The 23,985-nt window shown below is 44.6% G+C and carries 18 protein-coding genes; 7 read left to right on the top strand and 11 right to left on the bottom strand.

What is annotated here, in order from left to right; all coding sequences use genetic code 11:
- Window positions 1-95: 95 nt before the first annotated feature.
- From RMO79_RS22715 to rfbD, 6 genes are all read right to left on the bottom strand, one after another.
- Window positions 96-1,883 (bottom strand): tetratricopeptide repeat protein, encoded by a 1,788-nt coding sequence (locus RMO79_RS22715; protein WP_310485543.1) that lies wholly within the window; start codon window positions 1,881-1,883, stop codon window positions 96-98.
- A 61-nt stretch (window positions 1,884-1,944) separates the two neighbouring features.
- Window positions 1,945-2,688 carry a serine protease gene (locus RMO79_RS22710; protein WP_310485542.1) on the bottom strand — a complete coding sequence of 248 codons (744 nt, stop codon included), beginning with the start codon at window positions 2,686-2,688 and terminating at the stop codon, window positions 1,945-1,947.
- Between the two features lie 205 nt (window positions 2,689-2,893).
- The gene (locus RMO79_RS22705) at window positions 2,894-3,517 is read right to left on the bottom strand and encodes a retropepsin-like aspartic protease (protein ID WP_310485541.1); all 624 of its coding nucleotides are present in this window, start codon (window positions 3,515-3,517) and stop codon (window positions 2,894-2,896) included.
- 101 nt (window positions 3,518-3,618) lie between these two features.
- The gene (locus RMO79_RS22700) at window positions 3,619-5,571 is read right to left on the bottom strand and encodes a tetratricopeptide repeat protein (protein WP_310485540.1); all 1,953 of its coding nucleotides are present in this window, start codon (window positions 5,569-5,571) and stop codon (window positions 3,619-3,621) included.
- A gap of 149 nt (window positions 5,572-5,720) precedes the next feature.
- The gene (locus tag RMO79_RS22695; protein ID WP_310485539.1) at window positions 5,721-6,950 is read right to left on the bottom strand and encodes a tetratricopeptide repeat-containing serine protease family protein; all 1,230 of its coding nucleotides are present in this window, start codon (window positions 6,948-6,950) and stop codon (window positions 5,721-5,723) included.
- A gap of 394 nt (window positions 6,951-7,344) precedes the next feature.
- On the bottom strand, window positions 7,345-8,223 hold the full coding sequence (rfbD, locus tag RMO79_RS22690; RefSeq protein WP_310485538.1) for a dTDP-4-dehydrorhamnose reductase: 879 nt from the start codon (window positions 8,221-8,223) through the stop codon (window positions 7,345-7,347).
- A 380-nt stretch (window positions 8,224-8,603) separates the two neighbouring features.
- Between rfbD and RMO79_RS22685 the strand changes: the two genes are divergently transcribed.
- Window positions 8,604-10,091 (top strand): oligosaccharide flippase family protein, encoded by a 1,488-nt coding sequence (locus RMO79_RS22685; protein ID WP_310485537.1) that lies wholly within the window; start codon window positions 8,604-8,606, stop codon window positions 10,089-10,091.
- A gap of 5 nt (window positions 10,092-10,096) precedes the next feature.
- Window positions 10,097-11,410, top strand: a complete 1,314-nt coding sequence (locus tag RMO79_RS22680; protein WP_310485536.1) for a glycosyltransferase family 2 protein — start codon at window positions 10,097-10,099, stop codon at window positions 11,408-11,410.
- Here the strand turns inward: RMO79_RS22680 and RMO79_RS22675 are convergent.
- Window positions 11,403-11,534, bottom strand: coding sequence for a hypothetical protein (locus RMO79_RS22675; RefSeq protein WP_310485535.1), 132 nt, complete (start codon window positions 11,532-11,534; stop codon window positions 11,403-11,405). The genes RMO79_RS22680 and RMO79_RS22675 overlap by 8 nt on opposite strands.
- Before the next feature lie 90 nt (window positions 11,535-11,624).
- On the opposite strand from RMO79_RS22675, the gene RMO79_RS22670 reads away from it, so the two are divergent.
- The 3 genes from RMO79_RS22670 (at window position 11,625) to RMO79_RS22660 (ending at window position 15,076) form a co-directional block, all read left to right on the top strand.
- Window positions 11,625-12,569, top strand: a complete 945-nt coding sequence (locus RMO79_RS22670) for a glycosyltransferase family 2 protein (RefSeq protein WP_310485534.1) — start codon at window positions 11,625-11,627, stop codon at window positions 12,567-12,569.
- Between the two features lie 120 nt (window positions 12,570-12,689).
- On the top strand, window positions 12,690-13,964 hold the full coding sequence (locus RMO79_RS22665; RefSeq protein WP_310485533.1) for an O-antigen ligase family protein: 1,275 nt from the start codon (window positions 12,690-12,692) through the stop codon (window positions 13,962-13,964).
- A gap of 50 nt (window positions 13,965-14,014) precedes the next feature.
- A complete protein-coding gene (locus tag RMO79_RS22660) occupies window positions 14,015-15,076 on the top strand; it encodes a glycosyltransferase family 4 protein (protein WP_310485532.1) in 1,062 nt (353 codons plus the stop codon).
- A gap of 6 nt (window positions 15,077-15,082) precedes the next feature.
- Here the strand turns inward: RMO79_RS22660 and RMO79_RS22655 are convergent, their stop codons facing one another.
- The gene (locus tag RMO79_RS22655) at window positions 15,083-16,468 is read right to left on the bottom strand and encodes a hypothetical protein (protein WP_310485531.1); all 1,386 of its coding nucleotides are present in this window, start codon (window positions 16,466-16,468) and stop codon (window positions 15,083-15,085) included.
- 895 nt (window positions 16,469-17,363) lie between these two features.
- On the opposite strand from RMO79_RS22655, the gene RMO79_RS22650 reads away from it, so the two are divergent.
- Window positions 17,364-18,854 (top strand): sugar transferase, encoded by a 1,491-nt coding sequence (locus RMO79_RS22650; protein ID WP_310485530.1) that lies wholly within the window; start codon window positions 17,364-17,366, stop codon window positions 18,852-18,854.
- Window positions 18,855-19,054: 200 nt separating this feature from the next.
- Here the strand turns inward: RMO79_RS22650 and RMO79_RS22645 are convergent, their stop codons facing one another.
- From RMO79_RS22645 to RMO79_RS22635, 3 genes are all read right to left on the bottom strand, one after another.
- Window positions 19,055-20,884 (bottom strand): ABC transporter ATP-binding protein, encoded by a 1,830-nt coding sequence (locus tag RMO79_RS22645; RefSeq protein WP_310485528.1) that lies wholly within the window; start codon window positions 20,882-20,884, stop codon window positions 19,055-19,057.
- Window positions 20,885-21,234: 350 nt separating this feature from the next.
- Complete coding sequence (locus tag RMO79_RS22640) at window positions 21,235-22,446, bottom strand: DUF4912 domain-containing protein (protein ID WP_396136659.1); 1,212 nt, start codon at window positions 22,444-22,446, stop codon at window positions 21,235-21,237.
- A 549-nt stretch (window positions 22,447-22,995) separates the two neighbouring features.
- Window positions 22,996-23,847, bottom strand: a complete 852-nt coding sequence (locus RMO79_RS22635; RefSeq protein WP_310485525.1) for a site-2 protease family protein — start codon at window positions 23,845-23,847, stop codon at window positions 22,996-22,998.
- Between RMO79_RS22635 and RMO79_RS22630 the strand changes: the two genes are divergently transcribed.
- Entirely contained in the window at window positions 23,841-23,972 is a 132-nt protein-coding gene (locus RMO79_RS22630) for a hypothetical protein (RefSeq protein WP_310485524.1), read from the top strand. The two genes, RMO79_RS22635 and RMO79_RS22630, sit on opposite strands and share 7 nt — an antisense overlap.
- Window positions 23,973-23,985 lie beyond the last annotated feature (13 nt).

Here is a 23,985-nt window from a genome sequence, read left to right as displayed (position 1 = left end):
GGATATTCATCAGTCCGCGTAGGCGGACTTCGCAACACTAGCCCCGATTTCAATCGAGGGCGTTGCCGAAACGGAGCAAATCAACAATCAACTGTCTAAAAACCAGAATTATTACTAGTTTGTCGCCATTTTTTTATTTGTGCGATCGCATCCTGAGCGTCTTGCTGTTTGCCCTGCTGCTGGTATAGTTTCAATGCTTGCTGCATATCCGAGATTGCACCCCGCACATCGTTGAGCTTTTGCTTTTTCAGAAGACAGCGATTGTAGTAGGCATCAGCATCGTTCGGGTTAAGAGCGATCGCTTGGTTGTAGTCAGCCAGTGCGCCCTGAACATCGTTGAGCTTTTGCTTTTTCAGAATACCGCGATTTTTGTATATTAGAGCAGATTTCGGGTTGAGAGCGATCGCTTTGTTGAAGTCGGCTAATGCCCCCTGATAATCCTGAAGATTGTCATTTTTCAGAACACCACGATTGTTGTAGGCTTCAGCATACTTCGGGTTGAGGGAGATTGCTTGGTTATAGTCAGCCAATGCGCCCTGGAAATCGTTGAGCTTGTCATTTTTCAGAATACCGCGATTGTAGTATACATCAGCATCGTTCGGGTTAATAGCAATCGCTTGGTTGTAGTCAGCCAGTGCGCCTTGGAAATCGTTGAGCTTTTGCTTTTTCAGACCACCACGATTTTGGTAAGCTAAGGCAAGAAGTTTCGGTTCGAGGGCGTTCGAGGTGCGTTGCTGTAGGGAAATCAGCCGATTGAAGTCAGCTAATGCCCCCTGATAATCCTGAAGATTGTCCTTTTTCAGAACACCACGATTATTGTAGGCACCAGCAAGATTGGGATTGATTTGAATCGCCCGATTGAAGTCGGCTAATGCCCCCTGAATCTCCTGGAGTTTGTCCGCTTTCAGAATTCCGCGATTATTGTAGGCATCAGCATAATTGGGATTGATTTGAATCGCCCGATTGTAGTCGGCTAATGCCCCCTGATAATCCTGGAGATTATTCTTTTTTAGATTTGCGAGATTATAGTAGGCATTAGCATAATTGGGATTGATTTGAATCGCCCGATTGTAGTCAGCGAATGCTCCCTGATAATCCCTTTTGTCATTTTTTTGTGCTGCTGATACAAAATAGTCATCAGCTTTGAGTGCCGTATTTTGGGGAATAGCTGCGACTTGCTCACCTAGCTCAACGCCCATATTACTCGCTACGGTCGCAAAGCGGTTGATGGGAATACCGAGATTGTATCCAGTTTTGACTCCACTGTCATCACGATCGCCTCTACCGTGAATAGCAACTAGTTCTCCATCGCTATTTAATACAGCTCCACCACTCATTCCTGGTAACGTATCGTTACTGTAAATCAGAGAATAACCCTTCTCAAAAATTTTATTACTATTGGCAGTAACTTTGCCTTCCCTAAACACAAATACTGACTCATTAATTGTGCGAGTCGCCGCCGGAAATCCAGCGACAAAGAGATCCATTCCCGATTCGAGAATGTTGCAGTTGCCGAGTTTGGCAAGGGGATAATTAGTTGTGGATTTGAATTTGACTACTGCGAGATCGATACTCCCAGGAGCAGATCGAATCGAACTACTGATGATGTCGTGCTTGCGATCGTCCGGTGTCGTAATTTTATAGACAACCTTACCTTTATTCTTGACCACATGAGCCGCAGTCAGCACGGTATAAATATCGCCTTGACGTTGAAGAATTACCCCCGAACCGACACTATCGGGTTCGGTAATTAAGACAGTAATTGCCCGCGCTGTCTTGGCAATCTCGACTGGAGTTTTTGCAGATGCGATGTTCGGTTGCACGAGCGGAATTGTAGCCGCGATGCCGATTAGTCCTACCCACAACGAGATTTTAGATGACATAATAATGTAATTATTTTGTAAAAATATTATATAGTATTCATCCAAATTAATTTCAGTGGTGCTATTTTTTGTCTAGCTTGACTCCCATTGCATTTGCGATTGTGATAAATCGATCGATCGGAATACCGAGATTAAAGCCAGTTTTGTTACCATCACTATCTCGTTGGCGTAGCCTCTCTGAAAGAGAATCTCCTTGTCCGTGAATAGCAACTAGTTCTCCATCATTATTTAATACTGCACCACCAGCCATTCCTGGTCGAGTGATATTACTAATAAGGGAATAACCATTTCTAAAGATTTTATTGCTATTGGCGATAACTGCTCCGCTTGTCAATCCAAATATTGACTGAGTTATCGCTGTACTTGGAGCAGAAAATCCCGCTAAATATAGAGCCATGCCAGATTTGAGCGAGTTACTATTTCCCAATTTGGCAGTAGCGTAATTAGTTGTGGATTTGAATTTAACCACAGCTAGATCGATATCGCCAGGAGCCACACGGAGGGAGCCACTGACGATTTGATACTGTCGATCGTCTGGTGTGGTAATTTTATAGTCAGCTTTTTGCCTCACTACTGATCGTGTGGTGAGGACTGTATAAGTGTCACCTTGACGTTGGATGATGACTCCCGAACCTTGACTATTAGGTTCGGAAATTAGGACTGTAATTGCTCTAGCTATTTCACCAACTTGTACTGGAGTTTTGGCAATTACTGGCTGGACGATTCCGTAAAGCGGACGCTGCGCGAACGCGATCGTGGCACTGACTCCAATTAGTCCCGTCCACAGTGAGATTCTGGATGACATAAAGATGTAGTTATGTAGTTATTTGGCGATCGAATTAATATTAGTTTAGTTTGGATGCGATCGCTAATAATAAATCCAGCGCATCCGAACGATCGAGTTAGGTCGATCGAAATTTTTCAGTTAGTTTACTCGCCCTAGAAAAGTAGCGGTTAGCTATCGATTCGATCGGAGGATCGGGGTTGATGTAAATAGAGCTATCGCGGGCTTATGCTGGGGTGCCTCGCCATTTAAACTCGATCCGTTCTTCCGCTTGGATAAACTCGATATTAAATAAGTCAAATACCACCTCCCTACCCAATAACAAAGGAACATCAGTAATTTCCGTTTGCAACCAAGCCACAGGAGCTTTGAAACTGTGCCCATCGATCGTCAAATCTACAGCACGGGTGACATACTGGATCTCACCGCCAACACCCGTACCGTCTGACAAAATTTCGCCATCAGCTAACCGAAATCCCAATAGTTCGCCAATTTCCAGACTAATCAAACTCAACTCTGCTCCAGAATCTACCAGCATCAATGCATTATGACTGACAGAGCCATGACTCAATGTGACGGGATACTCTGGCTCCCATTCATGCCGAGCCATGCCATAGAATTTAAACCAAAAAAATTGAAATTCTGATGTCTGCGCGGGAATCCACTTCACCAAATAGGGTTCTCCAGCAGCGGTGGCGAGGGTTTCGACCAAATCCCAATCTCTCCCAGCCGCTAATAGCCGAGTAGCACTATAAGCAACAAATTGACGACGATATCTCGATCTCAGCATCCGGCGATGTTGATGCCCCCAACGGATAATCGCCCTGGTTTGTTCGGGAGTAGTTGTCATCAGGATCTGAGCAATTTTGTTCTTAATCTTGATTATAAATCGATTGTTGGCGGAGCTTCTGCCAATCGATGCCGATACGGGACAGATTTATTCAGGCAATCTTATTCGCCAGCACCCAGAGATTTCAGCCAGCCGAGTACCATTTTACGATCCTTGGGTTGTTTGCTATTTTTATAACTTTGGGCTGCTTTGCGCCAGTCTCGAATTGCCGCAGCTTTGTCACCCTGCTTTCTGAATGCTTCACCCCGATATTTGTAAATATCTCCTGAATTAGGCGAGATTCTGGCGGCTTGCTCGAACAGATCGAGAGCTTGTGGATACGCGCCTTGTTGGGTTTGGATGATACCTTGGGCGATTATCCCATAGGGTGTGGCTCGATCGAGTTCTGCCACTTTCCGAAAATCGGCGATCGCCGCAGATATATTTCCCGTCGAATAGAAGAAATCGGCGCGATTGTAATAACCAAAAAATATACTAGGATTGACTTCGATCGCTTTATTAAAGTCAGCTAGTGCGCCGCGCGCATCGTCGAGCCTTTGATATTTCAGCGCGCCGCGAGTGGCATAAGCTAAGATAGAGTTTGGAGCGAGGGCGATTACTTTGTTAAAGTCAGCCAGTGCGCCTTGCACATCGTTGAGCTGATATTTCAGGCCACCGCGAGCGGGGTAAGCTAAGAGATTTTTCGGATCGAGGGCGATCGCTTTGTTAAAGTCAGCCAGCGCACCGCGCACATCTTTGAGCTTTTCATTTTTCAGAATACCGCGAACAGCGTAAGCAATAGCATTTTTTGGGTTAATGGCAATAGCTTGGTTTAAGTCAGCCAGTCCGCCGCGCACATCGCCAAGCTTTGCAATTGTCACAAGACCGCGAGCAGCGTAGGCATTGCTGCTGTTCTTACGATCGACGGCGATCGCTTGGTTGTAGTCAGCCAGTGCGCCCTGCACATCGTCGAGGCTTTGGGCTTTAAGATTACCCCGATTGATGTGGGCTAGGGCATTTTTCGGATCGAGGGCAATCGCTTGGTTATAGTCAGCTAGTGCGCCTTGCACATCGTTGAGCTTGTTGTGTTTCACATAACCGCGACCATTGTAGGCATCGGCATCTTTCGGGTCGAGGGCAATCGCTTGGTTATAGTCAGCCAGTGCGCCTTGCACATCGTTGAGGTCATCTTTCAAACTGCCACGATTGATGTAGGCATAGGTATATTTCGGGTTGAGAGCGATCGCTTGGTTATAGTCAGCCAGTGCGCCCTGAATGTCTCCTTTGTCATTCTTTTGAATTGCTGATGTATAGTAATCATCTGCATTGAGTACTGTATTTTGGGGGATTGGAGCAACTTGCCCATCTAGTCGCACTCCCATATTGCCTGCTACCGTTGCAAACCGATTGATGGGAATGCCCAAATTAAACCCAGTTTTAGAGCCAAAACTACCATCGCTCAGTCGTTCTTTGTCGCCCCTACCGTGGATGGCTACCAGTTCGCCTTCACTGTTTAGAACTGCCCCACCACTCATCCCCGGTAGCGTGTTGTTACTGTAAACCAGCGAATAACCCTTCTCAAAGGTTTTAGTACTATTGGCAGAGACTTTACCTTCCCTAAACATCAATACTGGCTCTGTTATCGTTCCACTCGTCCCTGGAAAGCCAGCCACATAAAGATCCATGCCCGATCTAAGCACGTTACAATTTCCCAGTTTAGCAGTAGGATATTTAGCTGTAGATTTGAATTTAACCACTGCCAGATCGATATTCCCAGGAGCGCGGCGAATCGAGTCAGGGATAACTTGATAAGATCGATCGTCTGAAGTCGCGATTTTATAATTAGCGGCGTTCTTCACTACATGAGCGGCAGTAAGAACTGTATAAGTATCACCCTGACGCTGAAGGATGACACCCGAACCGACACTATTCGGCTCGGTAATGAGAACACTGATTGCTTTGGCTGTATCGGCAATCTCGACTGAGGACTTGGCAGATGCGATATTTGGCTGGACGAGTGCGATCGTGCTACTAATGCCGATGAGTCCTGTCCACAGCAAGATTTTAGATGACATGGGATTGTATTTTTAAGCGATCGAATTAATTTTAGTCTAAGTTTGGTTGAAGATAACTATCGATCGCCTACAACTTCTAATACTGAGTGGCCACAGATTCGATCGTGATTTGATAATCTCACGGAGGTTGAAAAATTTAATCTGCCTCGCTAAAATCTAGAATTGTTGCCAGTTTGTTGCCATTGTTTCATTAGGTCGATCGCCTCTTGAGCGTATTGCGGCATACCCTGCTGTTGATATAGTTTCTCCGTTTGCTGCATATCCGAAAATGCGCCTCGGACATCTTTGAGCTTGTGATATTTCAGAATACCGCGACGGTAGTAAAATAAGGCCTCTTTCGGATTGAGAGCGATCGCTTGGTTATAATCAGTCATTGCACCCTGGACATCATTGAGATCTTCATATTTCAGATCGCCGCGATTGTTATAGGCTGAAGCATATTTCGGATTGAGAGCGATCGCTTGGTTATAATCAATCAGCGCGCCCTGGACATCGTTGAGCTTGTAGCGTTTCAAATCGCCGCGATTGTTATAGGCTGAAGCATATTTCGGGTTGATAGCGATCGCTTGATTGTAGTCAGCCAGTGCGCCCTGAATGTCACGTTTGCGATACTTCTGCACTGCTAATGCAAAGTAGTCATCAGCATTGAGTGTGGTATTTTGAGGAATAGGGGCTACTTTTGCCACTAACTCTACTCCCATATTGCTAGCAACTGTAGCAAAGCGATTGACGGGAATACCAAGATTAAATCCATTTTTGGCTCCACTGGTATCGCGATCTCCCCTCCCATGAATGGCAACCAGCTCCCCATCGCTATTCAAAACTGCGCCACCACTCATTCCTGGCAATGTATCGTTGCTGTAGATGAGGGAATAACCATTCTCAAAGGTTTTATTACTATTGGCTGAGACTTTACCTTCCCTAAACACGAATACTAGCTCGGTGATTGCTTTACTCGTCCCTGGAAATCCAGCGACAAACAGATCCATTCCCGATTCGAGCATGTTGCAGTTGCCGAGTTTGGCAATGGGATAGCTAGTTGTAGATTTAAATTTGACTACTGCCAGATCGATACTACCAGGCGCAGAGCGAATCGAACTACTGATGATGTCATACTTGAGATCGTCCGGTGTCGTAATTTTATAGACAACCTTACCTTTATTTTTGACTACATGAGCCGCAGTCAGCACGGTATAAATATCACCTTGACGTTGGAGCATTACCCCCGAACCGACGCTATCGGGTTCGGTAATTAAGACAGTAATTGCCCGCGCTGTCTTGGCAATCTCGACTGGAGTTTTGGCAACTGCTGGCTGGACGAGAGCAACTGTGGCACCGACTCCAATTAGTCCCGTCCATAGGGAGATTCTAGATGACATAAGGATATAATTACTTTGTAGGCATATTATAAAGTATCGCTCCGATTCGATCGATTAAAATAGACGCACAAAGCCAGAAGATCGATATCATTCTCCGACATCTTACTAGCATGGACAATGATAATTCCTAATCCTCGATCGACTCAATTATATTTAGAAGTAATTACTCGGTCGTTTCTACTTTTTGTCTAGATTGACTCTCATTGCATTGCCATTTTTTTAGGAGATCGCCACTCGATCGGATTGAAAACTAAATTATTTCTACCAACACTACCACAGGAGCTTGGATGAGGTAATCAGTCATCGATTTGCTCGATAGAAAGTCACAAAAACCATTGAGACATAGATCGAATGACAGACAGCTTATGCTAGATTTTTTTCAATGCTAGAGCTATTACCAACGGGCGAATAACTGCTCTAAGCTGGCCTCCCAAGCGGGTAACTGCACGCCAAAGTCGGCTAAAACCTTGCTGTTATCTAATACCGAATAAGCAGGACGTTGAGCGGGGGTGGGATAGTCGCTAGCGGGAATTGCTAAAATTTGCTCGACAGCGAGGTGTCGATCGGGATAAGCTAATCGATACCGATCGACAATTTGACTGGCGAATCCGTGCCAACTGGTTTTGCCTGCTGCGGATAGGTTGTAGATTCCCCTTAGGTCTTGCTCTCGATGGGATTGTGCTAAAATTTGGGCGGTAGCTTCGGCGATCGATCTACTCCACGTTGGCGCACCGACTTGATCGGCGACGATTTTGAGTTCGGTACGATCTGCTGCTAGTCGCAAAATCGTCAGCAAGAAATTTTTACCGCGATTGCCATATACCCAAGTAGTTCGCAAAATTAGGTGCTGGCAATCTGCTTGGATAATTGCCCGTTCGCCAGCCAGTTTGCTGGCTCCATATACCCCTAACGGTTGGGGTAGATCGGTTTCTAGATAGGGGCTAGTTTTTAGACCGTCGAAGACATACTCGGTAGAATAGTGGACGAGTAAAGCTTGAGATTCGCGTGCTAGTTCGGCGAGAACCCCTGGCGCGGTAGCATTAATCGCCTGACACAGTTCCGGTTCCTGCTCGGCTTTATCGACTGCGGTATAGGCAGCAGCATTGACGATAATATCTGGCTGAATTTGGCGAACTTTTTCGCCGATTTTGTGGGGGTTAGCTAAATCTAACTCTTGAGATCCCAACACGGTAATGTTGCCCAATGTGGCTAAAGTCACCTGAAGTTCCCACGCAATCTGTCCCTGTTTCCCAAGAATTAAAATTTCGCGCATATATTAAATCTAGTTGTGACGATCGTTAGTTAATTTCCAACTCTAACTATTCAGTCAATCGAGCGATTTATTTCAGTATTTTTACTGGTTTCATCGACTCATCAGAGAATGTTATATTTGGTCTAACTGATGATACCATTTTTCAGAATTCTATCTTAACTTAAACGCTCCAGTTTTTGAGGCTATCGCTAGGCATCGGCATTCCATCCTCAAAGTAACTCAACGATTTTGACTGTGGATCTGCCAGCTATTACCTGAGAACCGAGCGATTTTGCATGGAAAGAAGTGAAAAATATTCATGTCATCGATCGGAGATTGGTTGATAATGTCGATCGATTGCTTATTTCAAATAATTAACAATTTAGATTGACTGCCCATCTATGAAGCAAAGCTTGTTAAAAAATGGTCTCTACAACACGGCGGCTGGCATCATTCGGATTGGATTAGCTTTGTTAACGATTCCGGTATTGATTCGGCTGCTGGGAGTCGAGGAATACGGGCTGTGGACGCTGGCGATGACGGTAATTGTCATCGTTACCCTCGCCGAATCGGGCTTGTCGTTGGCGACGACGATGTTTGTCTCTCAAGATTTAGAGCGCAACGATGTGGCGGGGCTATCGCAGACGCTGACGATTACGGGCGGGGCGATGCTGGTTTTATCGGTGTTAGCAGGTGCCTTTTTATGGGCATTCGCACCACAAATCGTCGGTGGTTTTGCCAAATTGCAACTATTCCAACAAGTAATTGCGATCGAAGCACTCAAACTCGGCGCAATTGTCGTCTGGGCGCGATTGATTCAGCAGGTGCTCGTCGGTGTCGAGCAAGCGTGTCAGCGATACGATCTTACCAATGGCATCACCACGATTCAAGCCTTCGCCCTGAATATCGGCATGTTAATTGTCGTATTTACTGGCGGTAAAACGTTAGCCCTCATGCAATGGCAAATTTGTGTAGCTGTCGGCGGTTTGCTCTGTCATTGCTGGATTAACTGGTGGTTGCTCAAAAAATTCCCGCTGCATATTAATTGGAACCCTCAACGGGGAGTAGAGATATTTCGCTACAGCATGATGAGCTGGCTGACGGCAATGGGTGGGGTGTTATTTGCCCAAATGGATAAAGTAATTGTCGGATCTGCCTTGGGTACGACGGAATTAGGGATTTACGCCGCAATTACCAATGTTACCAATCAGATTAATGTGTTGTCTGCTTTGCCCGTACAGCCGATGATGCCCGCTCTGAGCGCGCTGGCGGCATCGGAATTCGATCCCAATCAAGCCGAGGAGCGTGTCAAACAGGCTTATTTAGTTAATAGTTTTTTTGCATTGGGAATTGGCTGCGTATTACTGACGGTAGCACCATTTTTACTCAAGCTGCTGTTGGGTAACGAGCCGAGCGCGACGGTGCTATTGTCGTTTCGGATTGCCGTTTTAGCTTACTCGCTGTATTCGGTAAATGCGGTGGGCTTCTATCTGTGTTTGGGTTTGAATGCCGCACGTACCTGTATGACGATTCAAGTGGGTGGGAGTATTTTGGCATTGGGGCTAATTTGGATGGGAACGGAGCGGTTGGGGTTATTGGGTGCGATGCTGGGCAATTTAGGATTTGCCGTTACCTGGCTGATGAATGTCTATGGTTGTAGGTTGCTGAAAATTCCTGGGCTTAAATGGTTGCAATGGTTGGGAGTGCCGTTAGTCGTGACGGTTACGATCTTTGGCGTAGGAATTATCGATGGCGATCCGATCGTTAAATTATCCCTGATGAGCGGATTATCGATCGGATTATTCGGTTGGTACGTTTTTCATCAATTTGCCACTCTCAAATCGCTCTATACCAAACTCCAATACAGTTTTTCCAATAAAGTAAATTAGACATTATGCTGAATTATCAGGCAATCGATCGCGGCACAAATAGTGCGGAATATCTCTTATTTGTCAATTCGCTCGACTCCAATCTGAAGATTGTCGAGATCGTGAGTATTTACAATCATCCCGCCGATCGGTTGCAAGACTGGATGGGGGTAAAATCGATCGTCTGCATGAACGATCGTGACGAGTTGTACGATATCGATATTCGGTTGGCTTGGGGAAGTGAAATTTTCAGACAGCACCGCTACGATTACGGCTGGAATCAGTCTACGCTGTTATGTCGGAGTCTCCGCAGGAGAGGCTATGCCAACGATCGCCGCCGTCAACCTCGGCACAAACTGATTGTTTATCTATGTACCCCCGCTACTCATTTAGGTGCTAGTACAGATCGATCGGTACCTGCGGAATTTATCATCGGTAAATATTGGCAGAGCATCCATCATTACTATTTACCATTACCGCAGACATTACCTTTCGAGCTACCCGAACCAATTACAACAGCCGATCGGTTACATTTAGATTTAGACTTACCGACGATCGTCAGCACTAAGCCAGGTATTCGCGAAGGTGGATTGCGAACTAAAGGCATCGAGCGGCGTGGTACGGTCGATCGTCCGCTGATTTCGGTAATTACCGTCGTTTATAATGGCGCGAGCAATCTCGAACAAACGATCCAATCCGTTCTCAATCAAGATTGCCAGAATTTTGAATATATCATTATCGATGGCGGTTCGACCGACGGGACGATCGAGATCGTTGAGAAATATGCCGATCGGATCGATTATTGGATGAGCGGACGCGATGCGGGTTTGTACGATGCCATGAATCGTGGGATCGATTTGGCGGCTGGTGAATGGCTCAACTTCATGAACTGTGGGGATTTCTTCACCGACAGTCGATCTCTAAGTCGGGTACCGCTGCAAGAAAATGTCGATTTTTACTACTCAGATACTATTTTGTATGATGGGATGGGAATAATAAAGTTACGCGTCTGCTCGAAGGAACGACAAGACGTGATTCACCAATCAATTGTATACAATAAGCGTTTACACTCAAATTACAAATATTTAGTTCACGATAAGTTGAGCATTTCCGATTACTTCTTCTTTCGGAAGTATGATGCCAAAAATTGGTGCAAACTCGATTCACCGATCGCGATCTATAATACTGAAGGAATTTCAGTGACTAATTCTAAAGGTTTCGTTCAAAGACTTTTTGTTGAATTTATGGCTGGAGATATTAATGAATTTCAAATGTCTCTGGCGATAATGGCAAAGGTGCTACGAACGCCATTACGAATCATTCGAGATCGTCTCAAGTAAAAGCGTTAAGTGTTTTTAGCTGAGTAACATCTACCTGTAAATTCTGGAACGATCGCGATAATTGGCAAGCTTGTGTGCGATTCTCCTTCAGAGAGGCTCCGCCAACGCGATCGCTGACAAACATAATATTAGTTGAGAGCGTAAGGATGCTACTTTGAGCGATCGGCACTCGCGCGAGGAGCAGATAGAATTAATATATTTAAGGTTATAAAGCATGTTACCGTCTATAGATATTATCATTATTAATTGGAATTCATCGATCCAACTGCGCGAATGTTTAGAAGCAGTTGCTAGTGCCGATCGCCAAGAATTCAGATTAGATAAAGTAATTATTGTCGATAATGCTTCGACAGATCGATCTCTTGAGGGTTTAGAGCAAATCGTACTCCCGATCGAAATTATTAGGAATGCTAAAAATAACGGGTTTGGAGCCGCCTGCAATCAAGGTGCGGCAATTAGTACCGCCGACTATTTATTATTTCTCAATCCAGATACTAAAACCGCCTCCGATGCGATCGATCGTGCAGTCAGTTTTATGGAAAAACCCGATCGTCAGCAGGTTGGTGTAGTCGGGATTCAACTAGTCGATAGTCACGGCAAAATTCAACGCAGTTGCGCTCGCTTCCTAACTCCGAGCACGCTGTGGTGCAGTATTTTGGGTATCGATAAACTGATTAAAAACAAGTCTACCAGCTACATGATGACGGAATGGGATCACAATAATACCCAACCTGTCGATCATGTGATGGGAGCTTTTTACCTAATTAGGAGCGAGATTTTTCGCTCTTTAAAGGGGTTCGACGAGAGCTTCTTTGTTTACTTTGAAGATCTCGACTTATCTTATCGCGTCAAAAAGTTAGGCTGGTTATCTTATTATCTGGCGGATGCTCGATCGTTCCATAAAGGCGGCGGTACCTCCGAAAATATCAAAGCCACTCGGCTGTTTTACTCGCTTCGCAGCCGGATCTTGTACGGGTACAAACACTTTAACCCAATTCAAGCCAATCTGATGATGCTAGCATCGCTGTCGATCGAGCCGTTTACGCGGATCGTCTTCGCATTGCTCAAGCTATCGGGATCGCAAGTCAAAGAAACTATCCTCGGATACGCTCAATTGTTTGCCAATCTCCCCGAAATCTATAAATCGAGCGGCTCCTGAGTAATTTAGGAAATCGCCATTTCCCCACCAGTCAATTACATCACCAAATCCTTGCCGATGTTTCTCCCCATAGGTAAAAACTCATATAGCAGTCACTTGTATATTATTTTTTTAATATCAATGTGCCTGTTACCTTTCTCGACTGGAACTGGCTCTGGCTCATTTGTCATCAGCTTTGCATTTCCATTCTTGATTTTACTATCGCTATTTATTGGCGGCATTTTTATTACCAGAAAAGAGCGAGTTAATTATTCGCAGGATTTAAAACTGTCACTAATGTGTGGGTTGTTGCATGTATTTGCTATTTTTATATCGTCTTTAATGAATGAGAATTTGGTGCTCTCTTTTGCCAGATCGATCTTTGACTTTGTTGGTTTTGCGATGTTTTTGTACATCACCTCAAATTCATCGATTAGTAAAGATGCCATCGCTGCTTACAACAAAATATCATCGCTGTTTATTTTGTCCGGATTTTTGATGTCAGTTTATTTTATTATTAATTTTTTATTGGCAGTTCAGCAAAATTCACTAGATAAAGTTTTACTAGAACGCGAAAATGGTGGTTTGCTGTCACTACCATGGGGAGCATCAAATACGATCGCAGCCTGTTTAATGATGCCTTTTTTCTCGGCATTGGATCGATTATTTAACGCTCCAGCTCAAACCCAAGATCGAACCGAGAACCAAATTCAAACCCAAATTAAATTCAAGAAAAAGAAAAAGAAATCTAACTGGATGCTGGTAATTATGTTAACGATCGTCATCGCAATTTTAATAACGCAATCGCGAAATGTGACGATTACGTTATTACTGAGTACGATTTTAATTGGCGGCTCGACTAAAAATACTAAGCAGACACTGATATTTGTCGGTTTATTAGCCGCTATTTTTGTTTCAATCACTAGTTTTTACGGTCAAGATCTCGATACAATCTTTGATGCCAGAGTTGGCGATGGAGCCGCAGATATCGGCGGTTTCAACGGTCGAACGACATTGTGGATACTATCGATCGATTACTTTTTCAATAATCCTCTCGCACCGTTGGGCTACTTTGGCATGTTGAGCGAACTCGGACATACCGGGCACAACATTTTTCTAACGACTTTAGTCGAACAAGGCATATTTGGACTGGTTGCTTATATCTTATTTACGGTCAATAATTTTACATTTTGTATAAAGAAGATGACAACTAAATCTCTATCTTTTATCACAAAAAGACGAATGGTCTTGTACATTATTGCTAATTTTGCAATTTTAATCCAACTGCAATTTGAAGATTCTAATTTAACAGCTCAAAATATCGTCTATCAGTGGATATTTCTAGCATTAATGTATTTGAGTGCTTACTGCGATCCACAGGAGGAGGAAACATTGATATTGCCAGATTCACTTTAAAGTATTCTTTTCTACAGCCATCTTTAGCAAACAATCATCACTTAAAAAGTATGCCTTATAAAGTATTAGTTCTCACAAAATATGGGTCTTTAGGCGGTAGCAGCAGATATCGATTTTATCAATACTTGCCTTACCTAAAATCCCAAAACTTCGATCTGACGATCGCACCGTTATTAGACAATCAATATGTAACTAACATTAATAATGGTCAACGAAATTTTACTAATGTCTTGAGGTCTTATTTCCAACGCTTAGTTAGATTGATGCGCGATCGCGATTACGATTTACTATGGGTCGAAAAAGAACTCTTTCCATATATCCCTGAATGGTTGGAGCATAAAATTATCGGTAATATTCCTTATGCAGTTGACTACGATGATGCCCAATTTCATATTTATGACTACTATGGCTCGAAGCTTACCAAAACGTTGCTAGCATCTAAAATCGATCGGGTGATGGCTCATGCCCGGTTGGTAATTGCGGGCAATAAATATATCGCATCCAGAGCAGAACGAGCGGGTGCCAAACATATCGAAATTATTCCAACTGTCATCGATTTAGATCGCTATTCTATTAAAAATTCTATCGATCCGAGTAGGGCATTGAATATTGGCTGGATTGGTTCTCCTGGTACTAGTACTTATCTCAAATCAATTCAATCGGTGTTTGAAGATGTCTATCGGCACCATAATTGCGCGTTTACGCTCGTGGGTGCGGGGGCATTAACACTCGGCAATCTCGATCTGAATATTAAGAAATGGCAAGAAAACACCGAAGTCGAAGATATCAAAAGTTTTGATGTAGGCATTATGCCCCTAGATAGCACGCCCTGGGAAGAGGGTAAATGCGGTATCAAACTCATTCAGTATATGGCGTGCGGTTTACCTGTCGTCGGCACCCCAATCGGTGTCAATCAAGAAATTATCGCTCATGGAGTCAATGGTTTTCAGGCAAATAATCTCCATGAGTGGACGGAGTATTTATCCAAATTCGCTAGCGATCCTCAATTATGCGCCGAAATGGGAGCCAAAGGTCGCGAGATGGTCGAATCTAAATATTGCCTGCAAGTCACAGCACCCAAAATGGCACAACTTCTTAGGGCATGTATTTAGTAAGACTCAACAGTTCTTACTGACAGCTTGACACTGCTGAATGGCTTTATCGACGGCTGGAGCGAGATCGAAGCCGAGAGGCTGTTTGGTTTGAAGCTTAGTTTTAGCACGGATAATGGCTGCTGCGGCACCTGGAGGAGCTTTTTGTTGCCACCAATCGGCACTTTCACTATACAGCCATGCATATCGATCGGCAGTACGAAGTGAATGATATACATTCTGCTCTAATAATCGCAATCGATCGGCTGGCGAGAGAAAATGCTGAGTAGTCTTGCCAGATCGAGGATCTTTTTCTGGACTGGGAAATCGATCTAGTACTAGATCTGAATAGATGGCTTGACCGAGTTTAACATTGCGATCGTATTTTCGAGTGTTATTGGCATCGACAAACAGCCGCGCCTGATTAAAAATCGTATCGCGAACGGCATCGAACCACTCAGTCTTATAAAAATAATAAGCCCATTCATGTCCGTCGATAATTACCGTTCGGGGTTTGGCGGCATCGAGCATCCCATTAATAAAAGCTGGCCACAACCCATAATCGTGGTTGGCAAGTTGTTGCTGCAATTTAGTCGCAGTAGTCGGAGTCGCCCATAAATCTTTCATCCAACTCAACAGCCCAAATGTGAGTACTTGCGTCCCTGGCTGTTGCGTTTGCAATGCCCGGATAAATTGAGCACCACGCTTGCGAACTTGTTTCTGATACTGAGCGAAAGTCTTTTGTTGCTGGCGGGGCTGCTGGAAATATTTCCACGGGCTGGTAGTCGTGTATGGTTCCGAATCGAACGCAATACCGCGAAAACGGGCGATTTTGGCAGTTTTGGCAAAATTTTGCATGTTTTGGGCCGCAGTCGCCCAATCATTATCGTCAAACCAATCCCAGCCATCATCCATCCCCGACCACATGACGACAAAGTTATCGGTAAACCGAGTAGATTTAGTCGCCGCCAAATCGCGACGATCTTGGGTAAATGCGGCATTAGGATAAGCTGTTTTTTTAAAGACCTCTTTACCCGCATTGAGTTTGAGGATAATGCCATCGAATGGTTGCTGCTCCATCTCTTTGAGATGCTGGCGATAGAAATTTGGCGCGGGGGCATCCCAACCGTATTCGATTAATTTTTTAGGGGTGCTAAGTTTTGCTGTTGCTGTTGTCGGTAGGTAACATAAAAGTAAGAGTGCTATGACTAGATAAGTGACGATCGACTGACGGCGAATCCTCAGGGGTACTCGCATCCAGGTTGGTAGCTTACGGAACGATCTCATCATACGCGCAAAAAATCGGGGTGTAGCTAATTCTATCGTCTCCATCTGCTCATTGCGATCGCCGATCGAAATCGATCGTCCCCAGCCAACCTTGCTAGATTTTACCGACTGAAGATGCGATCGCAATTTAACAAACTTTGGGGCTAGTTGTCGCGCAATTTCTAAATTTTGTCAAGATCGATCGGTTAGATTTCGATCGGCAGATCGAGGATTAAGCTGGTTTGAGGCAAACCAGATCGCCAGCAAAATTGGTAGCAATTCGATCGATCCATATTGCTACGATGAATAAATTAGTGATGTAATTTAACTATCTTTGCTGAGGCTGATATGATATACTCCATTTAAATTTTAAATCTAAATATCAAATTCTCCTCCCCTCATCAGATCTCATTAAAGCATTCCTACCAGCTACAATATAGATGAATTCTAGCTAGCTTGGATCGGCAGATGTTGACGACAAAATATCGATTGCTCGCTAAAAAATGTCAATAAACTGCGATCGGATCGATCGACATTGAAAAATCGCACGAAACTCTCTGCCTGAGATGGTTGCAGTCCGATCGAAATCTAATCTCAGACCAGCGGTTATAATCTAATGAGCAGAGCGAGTTGTTTGCGCTATTTGACTTATATTTTTAGCTATAGTCGAGATCCGCGATCGAAATGTTCCCGCAGATAAATCTACCGATCGAAATAGATAGAGATCGAGAAAATTCAATCTCAGAGAGTACTTGGCGGCGATTGGCAGGTTGACGACGGCTGGGGTCTCGATCGAGTTCGTTACGGACGATCGCGCGCTCAACCTTACGCCATTTACAGCAAATTTAATTAAGATAATTAGCCGATTCTATCTAATGAGTCAGTCAGTTAGGATTGGGAGGGGCTGGTGCGATGATAAATCAGAATAGTATTTAATTTGAACCGAAATAAATTATTTACCTTTCTAGGTCTATCGCTCGATTTCTAAATACGGATATAATATTTTTATTAAGAAATACGATATTTTAGAGATTTAGTGGCGATGAAGATCGAGAAAACTAGCAGTTCCACTAATTTTTATACACTAGGTAGATTGATGTTTTCATACTTATTACCGGAAATTAAGCTTTCGCTGGAGTTTTCCGAACGCAAATTTCTACTTTGTATCGCTGACATACTCCTAATTGCCAGTGGAATTGTTAGTTCGTTGTGGTATTGGACTTATAAAAGCGGGCGCACACTGAGCCTGGAGTTATTTGGTTATCACTCCGCCTGGATCGTTGCTATGGGCATCAGTTGGCTGATTTGGATGTTTATTAGCGATTTATACGATCTCCGCATCGCAGTCAAAGTCAAACGGACAATTCAACAAATCTGCTGGGGTGCGATCGGCATCGGGTTAATCTATCTAGTTTATTATTTTGTAACGGCACCAGCTTCCATTCACACCGAAGATGCTACCACACTGAGATTTGCCCCCGCATTAGCGGTCGGGACTACAACTATTCTACTACTAGTATGGCGATTGATGTATGCCGTAGTATTAGGAGTCGGTCACGCTCGCCAGCGAGTGCTGATTATTGGCGCGGGTGTAACGGGTAAGATTCTGGCAGAATCTTTCAAGCAGTATCCACAGTATCAAGCGATCGGTTTTATCGACGACGATCGGAAACTGCACGGTAAAACCTGTCAAAATATTCCCGTGCTAGGCGATCGTCATACATTAGGATCGGATATCGATCGTTATAATGTCGATGAAATCGTCCTTGCCATCAGTCGCCCGATCGATGAAGACTTACTCCAACTGCTGACGAGTTTTCACGAGCGCGGCATTGCTGTGACCCCAATGCCCGTGTTATACGAGCAAATGACTGGTAAAGTTGCCGTCGAACACATTGGCAGCCAATGGTACTCAGCTCTACCCCTGAATAAAAACCCCTTCGATACATTCAATCGAATCGGTAAAAGAATTCTCGACTTGATTTGTGGGGCGATGATCGGAGCGATTTTTGCACTCGTCTTCCCCTTTGTCGCAATCGCTATTAAGTTAGATAGTCCTGGCGCGATTTTTTACAAGCAAGAGCGCGTCGGCCAGTATGGAGCTAAATTCACCGTCTACAAGTTTCGATCGATGGTGCAAAATGCCGAACGCAATGGTAAGGCACAATGGGCGGTTAAAGGCGACGCACGGATTACTAAAGTTGGTAACTTCATTCGCAAAACCCGCTTAGATGAGCTGCCTCAAGTGCTCAACGTCCTACGCGGCGAAATGAGTATGGTCGGCCCTCGCCCCGAACGCTATCAATTTATCAAAGAATTACAGCAACAAATTCCCTTCTACCGGACGCGATTGGCAGCCAAACCTGGCTTGACTGGATGGGCGCAAATTAACTACGGTTACGGCAGTACGGTTGAAGATGCATCGATTAAACTTCAGTACGATCTGTACTATCTCAAGCATTGGTCGCCGTGGTTAGATCTCAAAATTTTACTACGGACATTCTCAGTAGTTCTGAAAATGCAAGGACAATAATACGGTTGAAGATATTCCTCATCAGCGCGATCTGGATCGCGCTCAATTACGCTCAAATAGCCAGTGCGACTCTAACTTAGAAATTAGAGTCGCGCTGGCTATTTGAGCGTGAGCAGGGCTTATCCGTCACCCTTTCCTCGATCGGCTTGTCACCTTAATAGGGGTAAGGATTGTCAGATCGATCCCGATCTTTTACCTATTTAAGTGCCTAACATTTGTAATTGATATAAACTTGCATATAAACCACCTTGCTCTAGTAATTCATCATGGGTACCAGCTTCGAGTAAAGTCCCTTGTTTGAGCACAAAAATTCGATCGACATTCCGAATCGTCGATAAACGGTGAGCGATAATAATTGCCGTCCGATCGATAATTACCCGATCTAGAGCATCTTGAATTAAGGCTTCCGTCCCTACATCTAAACTAGCTGTCGCTTCATCTAAGACGAGAATGCGAGGATTGCGAATTACCGATCGCGCAAAGGCAATTAATTGTTTTTGACCCGCAGATAAATTTGCCCCGCGTTCTCGCAATTGGGTATCGTAACCTTGGGGAAGTTGGGTAATAAACCTGTCGATATTGGTCGATTTGGCTGCCTGAATAATTGCTGCTTCTGGATAACTTTCGCCTAATGTGATATTGTCTCTGACGTTTCCAGCAAATAGAAATCCATCTTGCAAAATCACTCCTAAATAACGGCGGAGTTCGGCTTGAGCAATATTTTTAATATCCACTCCATCGACTAAAATTCGACCCTTTGTAGGCTCATACAGACGGCAGAGCAACCGAATTATCGAGCTTTTGCCAGCCCCGGTCGGGCCGACTAAGGCAATCTTTTCTCCTGGTTTAATTGTAAAGTCTAAATCGCGAATTACATAGTCATCATCTTTATAAGCAAACCAGACATGCTCGAACCGAATTTCACCTTGGGATGCACTATCGATATGCGTCAAATGTTCGCTTTGAGCGGGATCGATATCTTGAATTTCGATCGGCTCGTTGAGAATATCATTAATTCGCTCTACCGATGTAAATCCCGATTGAATTGCTGTGAACTTCTCGGCGAATTGTCGTAAGGGTTCAAACAATCTTTGGGCATACAGAATAAACGCCGATAGCGTGCCAAAATCTAAGGTTTTATTCAGTACCATCAAACCACCTAGCCACAGTACCGCAGCGATCGCGACTAACGAAATCCACTCTAAAGTAGCGGAAACTGCCGAGTCGTGAAAATTTGTTTTATCAATTTCGTTGATGTACCGATCGCGTACCGTTCTAAATAGTTCGGCATTATATTTTTCGCGCTTAAATAACTGAACGACATTAATCCCGACGACATTTTCTTGAACCATCGAGTTGAGTGCAGATAATTCTTCTCGACCACGATAATTAGCTTTGCGATATTCTTGTTGGAAGTAGATAACTAATGCGGCAACTGGTACTAACATGATTAATAACACCAGGGCAATTTGCCACTGAAGTCTAAACATGAAATAAATCATCACGACGATCGAAAATAGATCGCTGACGATGCCGATCGCGCCGCTGGTAAATACATCCCCTAAAGCTTCCACATCATTAGTCAATCGGGTAATCAGCTTCCCGACAGGCGTACGATCGAAAAATCGGACTGCTAAAGATGTCACTCGATCGAATAAGTCGTTCCGAATATCGGCGGTAATTTGTTGACCGATCCGTTGCGATGTATAACCTTGAACTGCGGTTAAAATCAATCTAACTACTACCGTCGCCATTAGCAATAATGTCAGTATATTCAATCCATCTAACATGGATAAATTACTAACAAAATCCCAGGTTTTTTCATTCCTAATTTTAGAGATTGCCTGACCGACAATTAGCGGCTGCACCGCGTTAGCAATTGCCAATGGAATCAATAATCCAAATGACAGAAAAAATAACTTACCACTGCGACGAGCGTAGGGCAATAACCTCAATAATAATCGCCAGTCGTTATCGGGGAGTACTGGCGATTTTAGATTTTGTTCGCGAGGTTGTGTCGCATTAATCATTGAAATTTTGGATTTTGGATTTTGCGGATGCGCGTTTCTCCTGACGGAGAGGTTACGCCAACGTCGGGTTTCCCGACGATTTAGCGACCCAAATCACGCGGAGGTTCCCTCCGCATGTGTTTGGATCAAGACAGCGACCCAAGGAGAATTGTTCTCGATCGATCCTCGATTACCAGGACGAATGTGACTTTGTTGGCTATGTTAATCGATCTTCACAATTCTAGGATAACAGGTTTGACTGGGGTGAGGATCGGCAGCCATCGCAGTCACTCGCCACAAATAAACCCCACCAACCGCGAGGATTGATGGAGCTTATTTAGAATAGAAAAATTATGCAGCTAGTCAGCTAATTAAAACCACTTTTGGGGAACTGCTTCTTCCTTGGTATTGGTATTCCGGGAAGGAGTCGCTCGATCGAATGTCATGTGTACCGAGCGTTGTTGTTCGCCATCTTTAGCGACAGCCACGATCGGATAGTCGATGTTGCCATCTTGGAATGACATTTGGAACCGGAAGGTACCATCGGGGTTGAGCTTAATTTGTCGTCCGCCGATCGAAACTGTCGCATCGGGTTCGGTAGCACCGTAGACGATCAATTCAGCATCAGCAATCAACCAGAATTGACGCTGACGTTCGCCGACATCCATGCCAATTCCCGACATGCCAACTCCAGACATATTTACGCCGGAAGCCGTCGGTAATGCCCACATGCCGACTCCAGAGGGGAAGACAAAGGAACTGAGCGATTCCATTGGTGAATGTTGCATCGAACCGTAGAGCGAACCAGCCACCCGGAGAGATTCGACCGAATCTGCCATGCCGAAAATCCGTTCGTAAATAGCATTTTGCTCGGTACCAGTACCAGCAACGGGTGTACCTGCTTCAGACGCTTTATGGCTGGGAGGTACCAATTCGACAAAGGTTTTGCCAACCAATTCTTCTTCCCAAGGTACGGTGATAAAGATATCTTCGATCCAGTCGGAAGGGTAGACGGGGGGAATGCTCACAGATGTCGATCTCGCCAGCACCAACCACCGACCATCACCACAACGATAACCGATATCGATCGTGTAAGCTCGATCGCTTACAGGAATGGGGATATACCATTCGCGAGCCATCTCGTCGATCGGATATTCTTGAATACTATGGGGGCTTTGACTGTCGAGACTGATATCGGTAACATCATAAATCCGCAGCGCCAATTGTTGTCCGCCGTGGTAGCGCAGTTCGTTTTTGTGCTCGATCGGAATGTCCCAGTAAGCGTATGCCCACTGAGGATCGCGGGCTAGTAACACAATCCGGCTGTCTCCATAACCGTTGGGTAAATCTCCCAATCCTTCATCTACGGCTGCTAATTCCGCAGCAGTGAGATCGACATCGACTCCGAGTTCAAATTTTCCTGCTTCCACTTCTAATTGGGCCTCCAGTTTTGTAGATGGACTGAGAGTAGACTGACTACTCTGAATTTTCTGAATTTCTTCCAGCAGTTGGGATTTCCGCATCCTGCTGTAACGAGACACCCCACAAACACTTGCCACGCGGCGAAGTTGTCTGAGTGTCATTTCTTCTAATGCGTTATCTGTCGCCACGATCCGTCCTCCGAATAATGTGCAGATATCAAACTCATCAAATTTGTATCTACACTGTTGTCACCTAGTAAAAATTGCTACCTTTAAGTCAGTCTACCGACTAACTGCATTTAAGCTGTTCATTAAATTTCTAGAATCTGCAAAACCGAGAGTATAGCTCGATCGCAGGTGACTAAATTGCGATTTTAAAATTACATCTATTAGATAAATCTACTAACTCCTGAAGTTACTTATGTTCGGGTGTTAGCGATCGACAACGGATGTTTCTCATTACTATCTAACAAAACTTTACCCCGATCCGTCAAGGGGGGATCGCCTTCAATTTCAAGGGTTTAACGATTTTACGTCGTTTGAGCAATTTTAATTGTCAGGAAACCATGACAATTGCGAGATCGGATGACGAGCGAAGTTGTTTCGATCTCCATCCGATCTCGCAATTGTCTCAAGGTAAGAAAAAAGTTGGGATGGGTTGTGAACCCCGAATCCCAACTGCTTACTCCTTACTCCCCACTCCCAACTCAATCAAAGATCGAGAAACTGAAGCATCACTGCGGGCATTGGGATCAGCGTCAGAATCGTAATTGCTAAAATTACTACGCCCAGAGCGTCCCGCCAGTTATTGAGGTCTGAGACATCATTGAGCGCGGGTTCGTCGATCGCGGGAATCAAACCGACGACGATCGCTAAAAAGAGTAAATCTGTATTGCCAAATTCCGAAGATCTAAATCGAATCAAGCCGAGGATTAATAAAATAAATTTACTCAACTGAGAGACGATCGCGCTGGGTTTTTGACCGAACATGCCATGTACGATGTAACCGCCATCGAGACGGCGTAAGGGCATTAATTTAACGACAATAATCAATAAACTAATATAAGCCGCGATCGCCACGATATGCAGATCGATCGCGCGTTCGGCGACAAATTGGCTGCCTAACGCCCATTTACTCAACAGCGTCAGCAATAGCGAAAATCGGGGGTCGAACGCATGAAAGCTCACCAGATTAGACTTGGGATCGATCGGTACCGTTTCCGATTGTGTCAGTCCCCATACGAATAACGGGATTGCAGTTACTAAGCCCAATGCTGCTGCGGTAAAACCCAAATCGAAGACGGCCTTGCGATTGGGTACGGGAGAGCGCATTTGCACCATACAGCCATAAGTACCCGGCCAAAATGGGAGGGGAATAAAATAGGGAAAATTCGTCTCGATTTGATAATATCGGGCGACGAGATAGCGACCTAAATCGTGAATGCCCAAAATTAGCATGATGCTCAATGCGTATGGTAAACCTGCAAACAGAATCTCGCCAAGATCGCCTTTGGGTAATCTTGCTAATGCCGCACCAAAATAGGCGGTAGGGATCGATGTCAACAGTAATAGGACGAGTGCGATCGCTCCATCCCGCCAGTGCTGAGATTTACGAACGATCTGGGTGGGTTGAGGGCGGGGTACTAGGGCGAAAAACGGTTACCAGTCGAGAGACTGTACTGGAATAGAATAAAAAAGCGA

The organism is Chamaesiphon sp. VAR_48_metabat_403 (genome assembly GCF_031422475.1).
GTDB lineage: Bacteria > Cyanobacteriota > Cyanobacteriia > Cyanobacteriales > Chamaesiphonaceae > Chamaesiphon.
This window is presented reverse-complemented; position numbering and strand designations above follow the sequence as displayed.

What these genes read in the sequence shown, in the direction of transcription:
- RMO79_RS22715 (WP_310485543.1), bottom strand. Translation starts at nt 1,883, where the DNA reads ATGTCATCTAAAATCTCGTTGTGGGTAGGACTAATCGGCATCGCGGCT.
- RMO79_RS22710 (WP_310485542.1), bottom strand. Translation starts at nt 2,688, where the DNA reads ATGTCATCCAGAATCTCACTGTGGACGGGACTAATTGGAGTCAGTGCC.
- RMO79_RS22705 (WP_310485541.1), bottom strand. Translation starts at nt 3,517, where the DNA reads ATGACAACTACTCCCGAACAAACCAGGGCGATTATCCGTTGGGGGCAT.
- RMO79_RS22700 (WP_310485540.1), bottom strand. Translation starts at nt 5,571, where the DNA reads ATGTCATCTAAAATCTTGCTGTGGACAGGACTCATCGGCATTAGTAGC.
- RMO79_RS22695 (WP_310485539.1), bottom strand. Translation starts at nt 6,950, where the DNA reads ATGTCATCTAGAATCTCCCTATGGACGGGACTAATTGGAGTCGGTGCC.
- rfbD (WP_310485538.1), bottom strand. Translation starts at nt 8,223, where the DNA reads ATGCGCGAAATTTTAATTCTTGGGAAACAGGGACAGATTGCGTGGGAA.
- RMO79_RS22685 (WP_310485537.1), top strand. Translation starts at nt 8,604, where the DNA reads ATGAAGCAAAGCTTGTTAAAAAATGGTCTCTACAACACGGCGGCTGGC.
- RMO79_RS22680 (WP_310485536.1), top strand. Translation starts at nt 10,097, where the DNA reads ATGCTGAATTATCAGGCAATCGATCGCGGCACAAATAGTGCGGAATAT.
- RMO79_RS22675 (WP_310485535.1), bottom strand. Translation starts at nt 11,534, where the DNA reads ATGTTTGTCAGCGATCGCGTTGGCGGAGCCTCTCTGAAGGAGAATCGC.
- RMO79_RS22670 (WP_310485534.1), top strand. Translation starts at nt 11,625, where the DNA reads ATGTTACCGTCTATAGATATTATCATTATTAATTGGAATTCATCGATC.
- RMO79_RS22665 (WP_310485533.1), top strand. Translation starts at nt 12,690, where the DNA reads ATGTGCCTGTTACCTTTCTCGACTGGAACTGGCTCTGGCTCATTTGTC.
- RMO79_RS22660 (WP_310485532.1), top strand. Translation starts at nt 14,015, where the DNA reads ATGCCTTATAAAGTATTAGTTCTCACAAAATATGGGTCTTTAGGCGGT.
- RMO79_RS22650 (WP_310485530.1), top strand. Translation starts at nt 17,364, where the DNA reads ATGAAGATCGAGAAAACTAGCAGTTCCACTAATTTTTATACACTAGGT.
- RMO79_RS22645 (WP_310485528.1), bottom strand. Translation starts at nt 20,884, where the DNA reads ATGATTAATGCGACACAACCTCGCGAACAAAATCTAAAATCGCCAGTA.
- RMO79_RS22640 (WP_396136659.1), bottom strand. Translation starts at nt 22,446, where the DNA reads ATGACACTCAGACAACTTCGCCGCGTGGCAAGTGTTTGTGGGGTGTCT.
- RMO79_RS22630 (WP_310485524.1), top strand. Translation starts at nt 23,841, where the DNA reads ATGTCAACAGTAATAGGACGAGTGCGATCGCTCCATCCCGCCAGTGCT.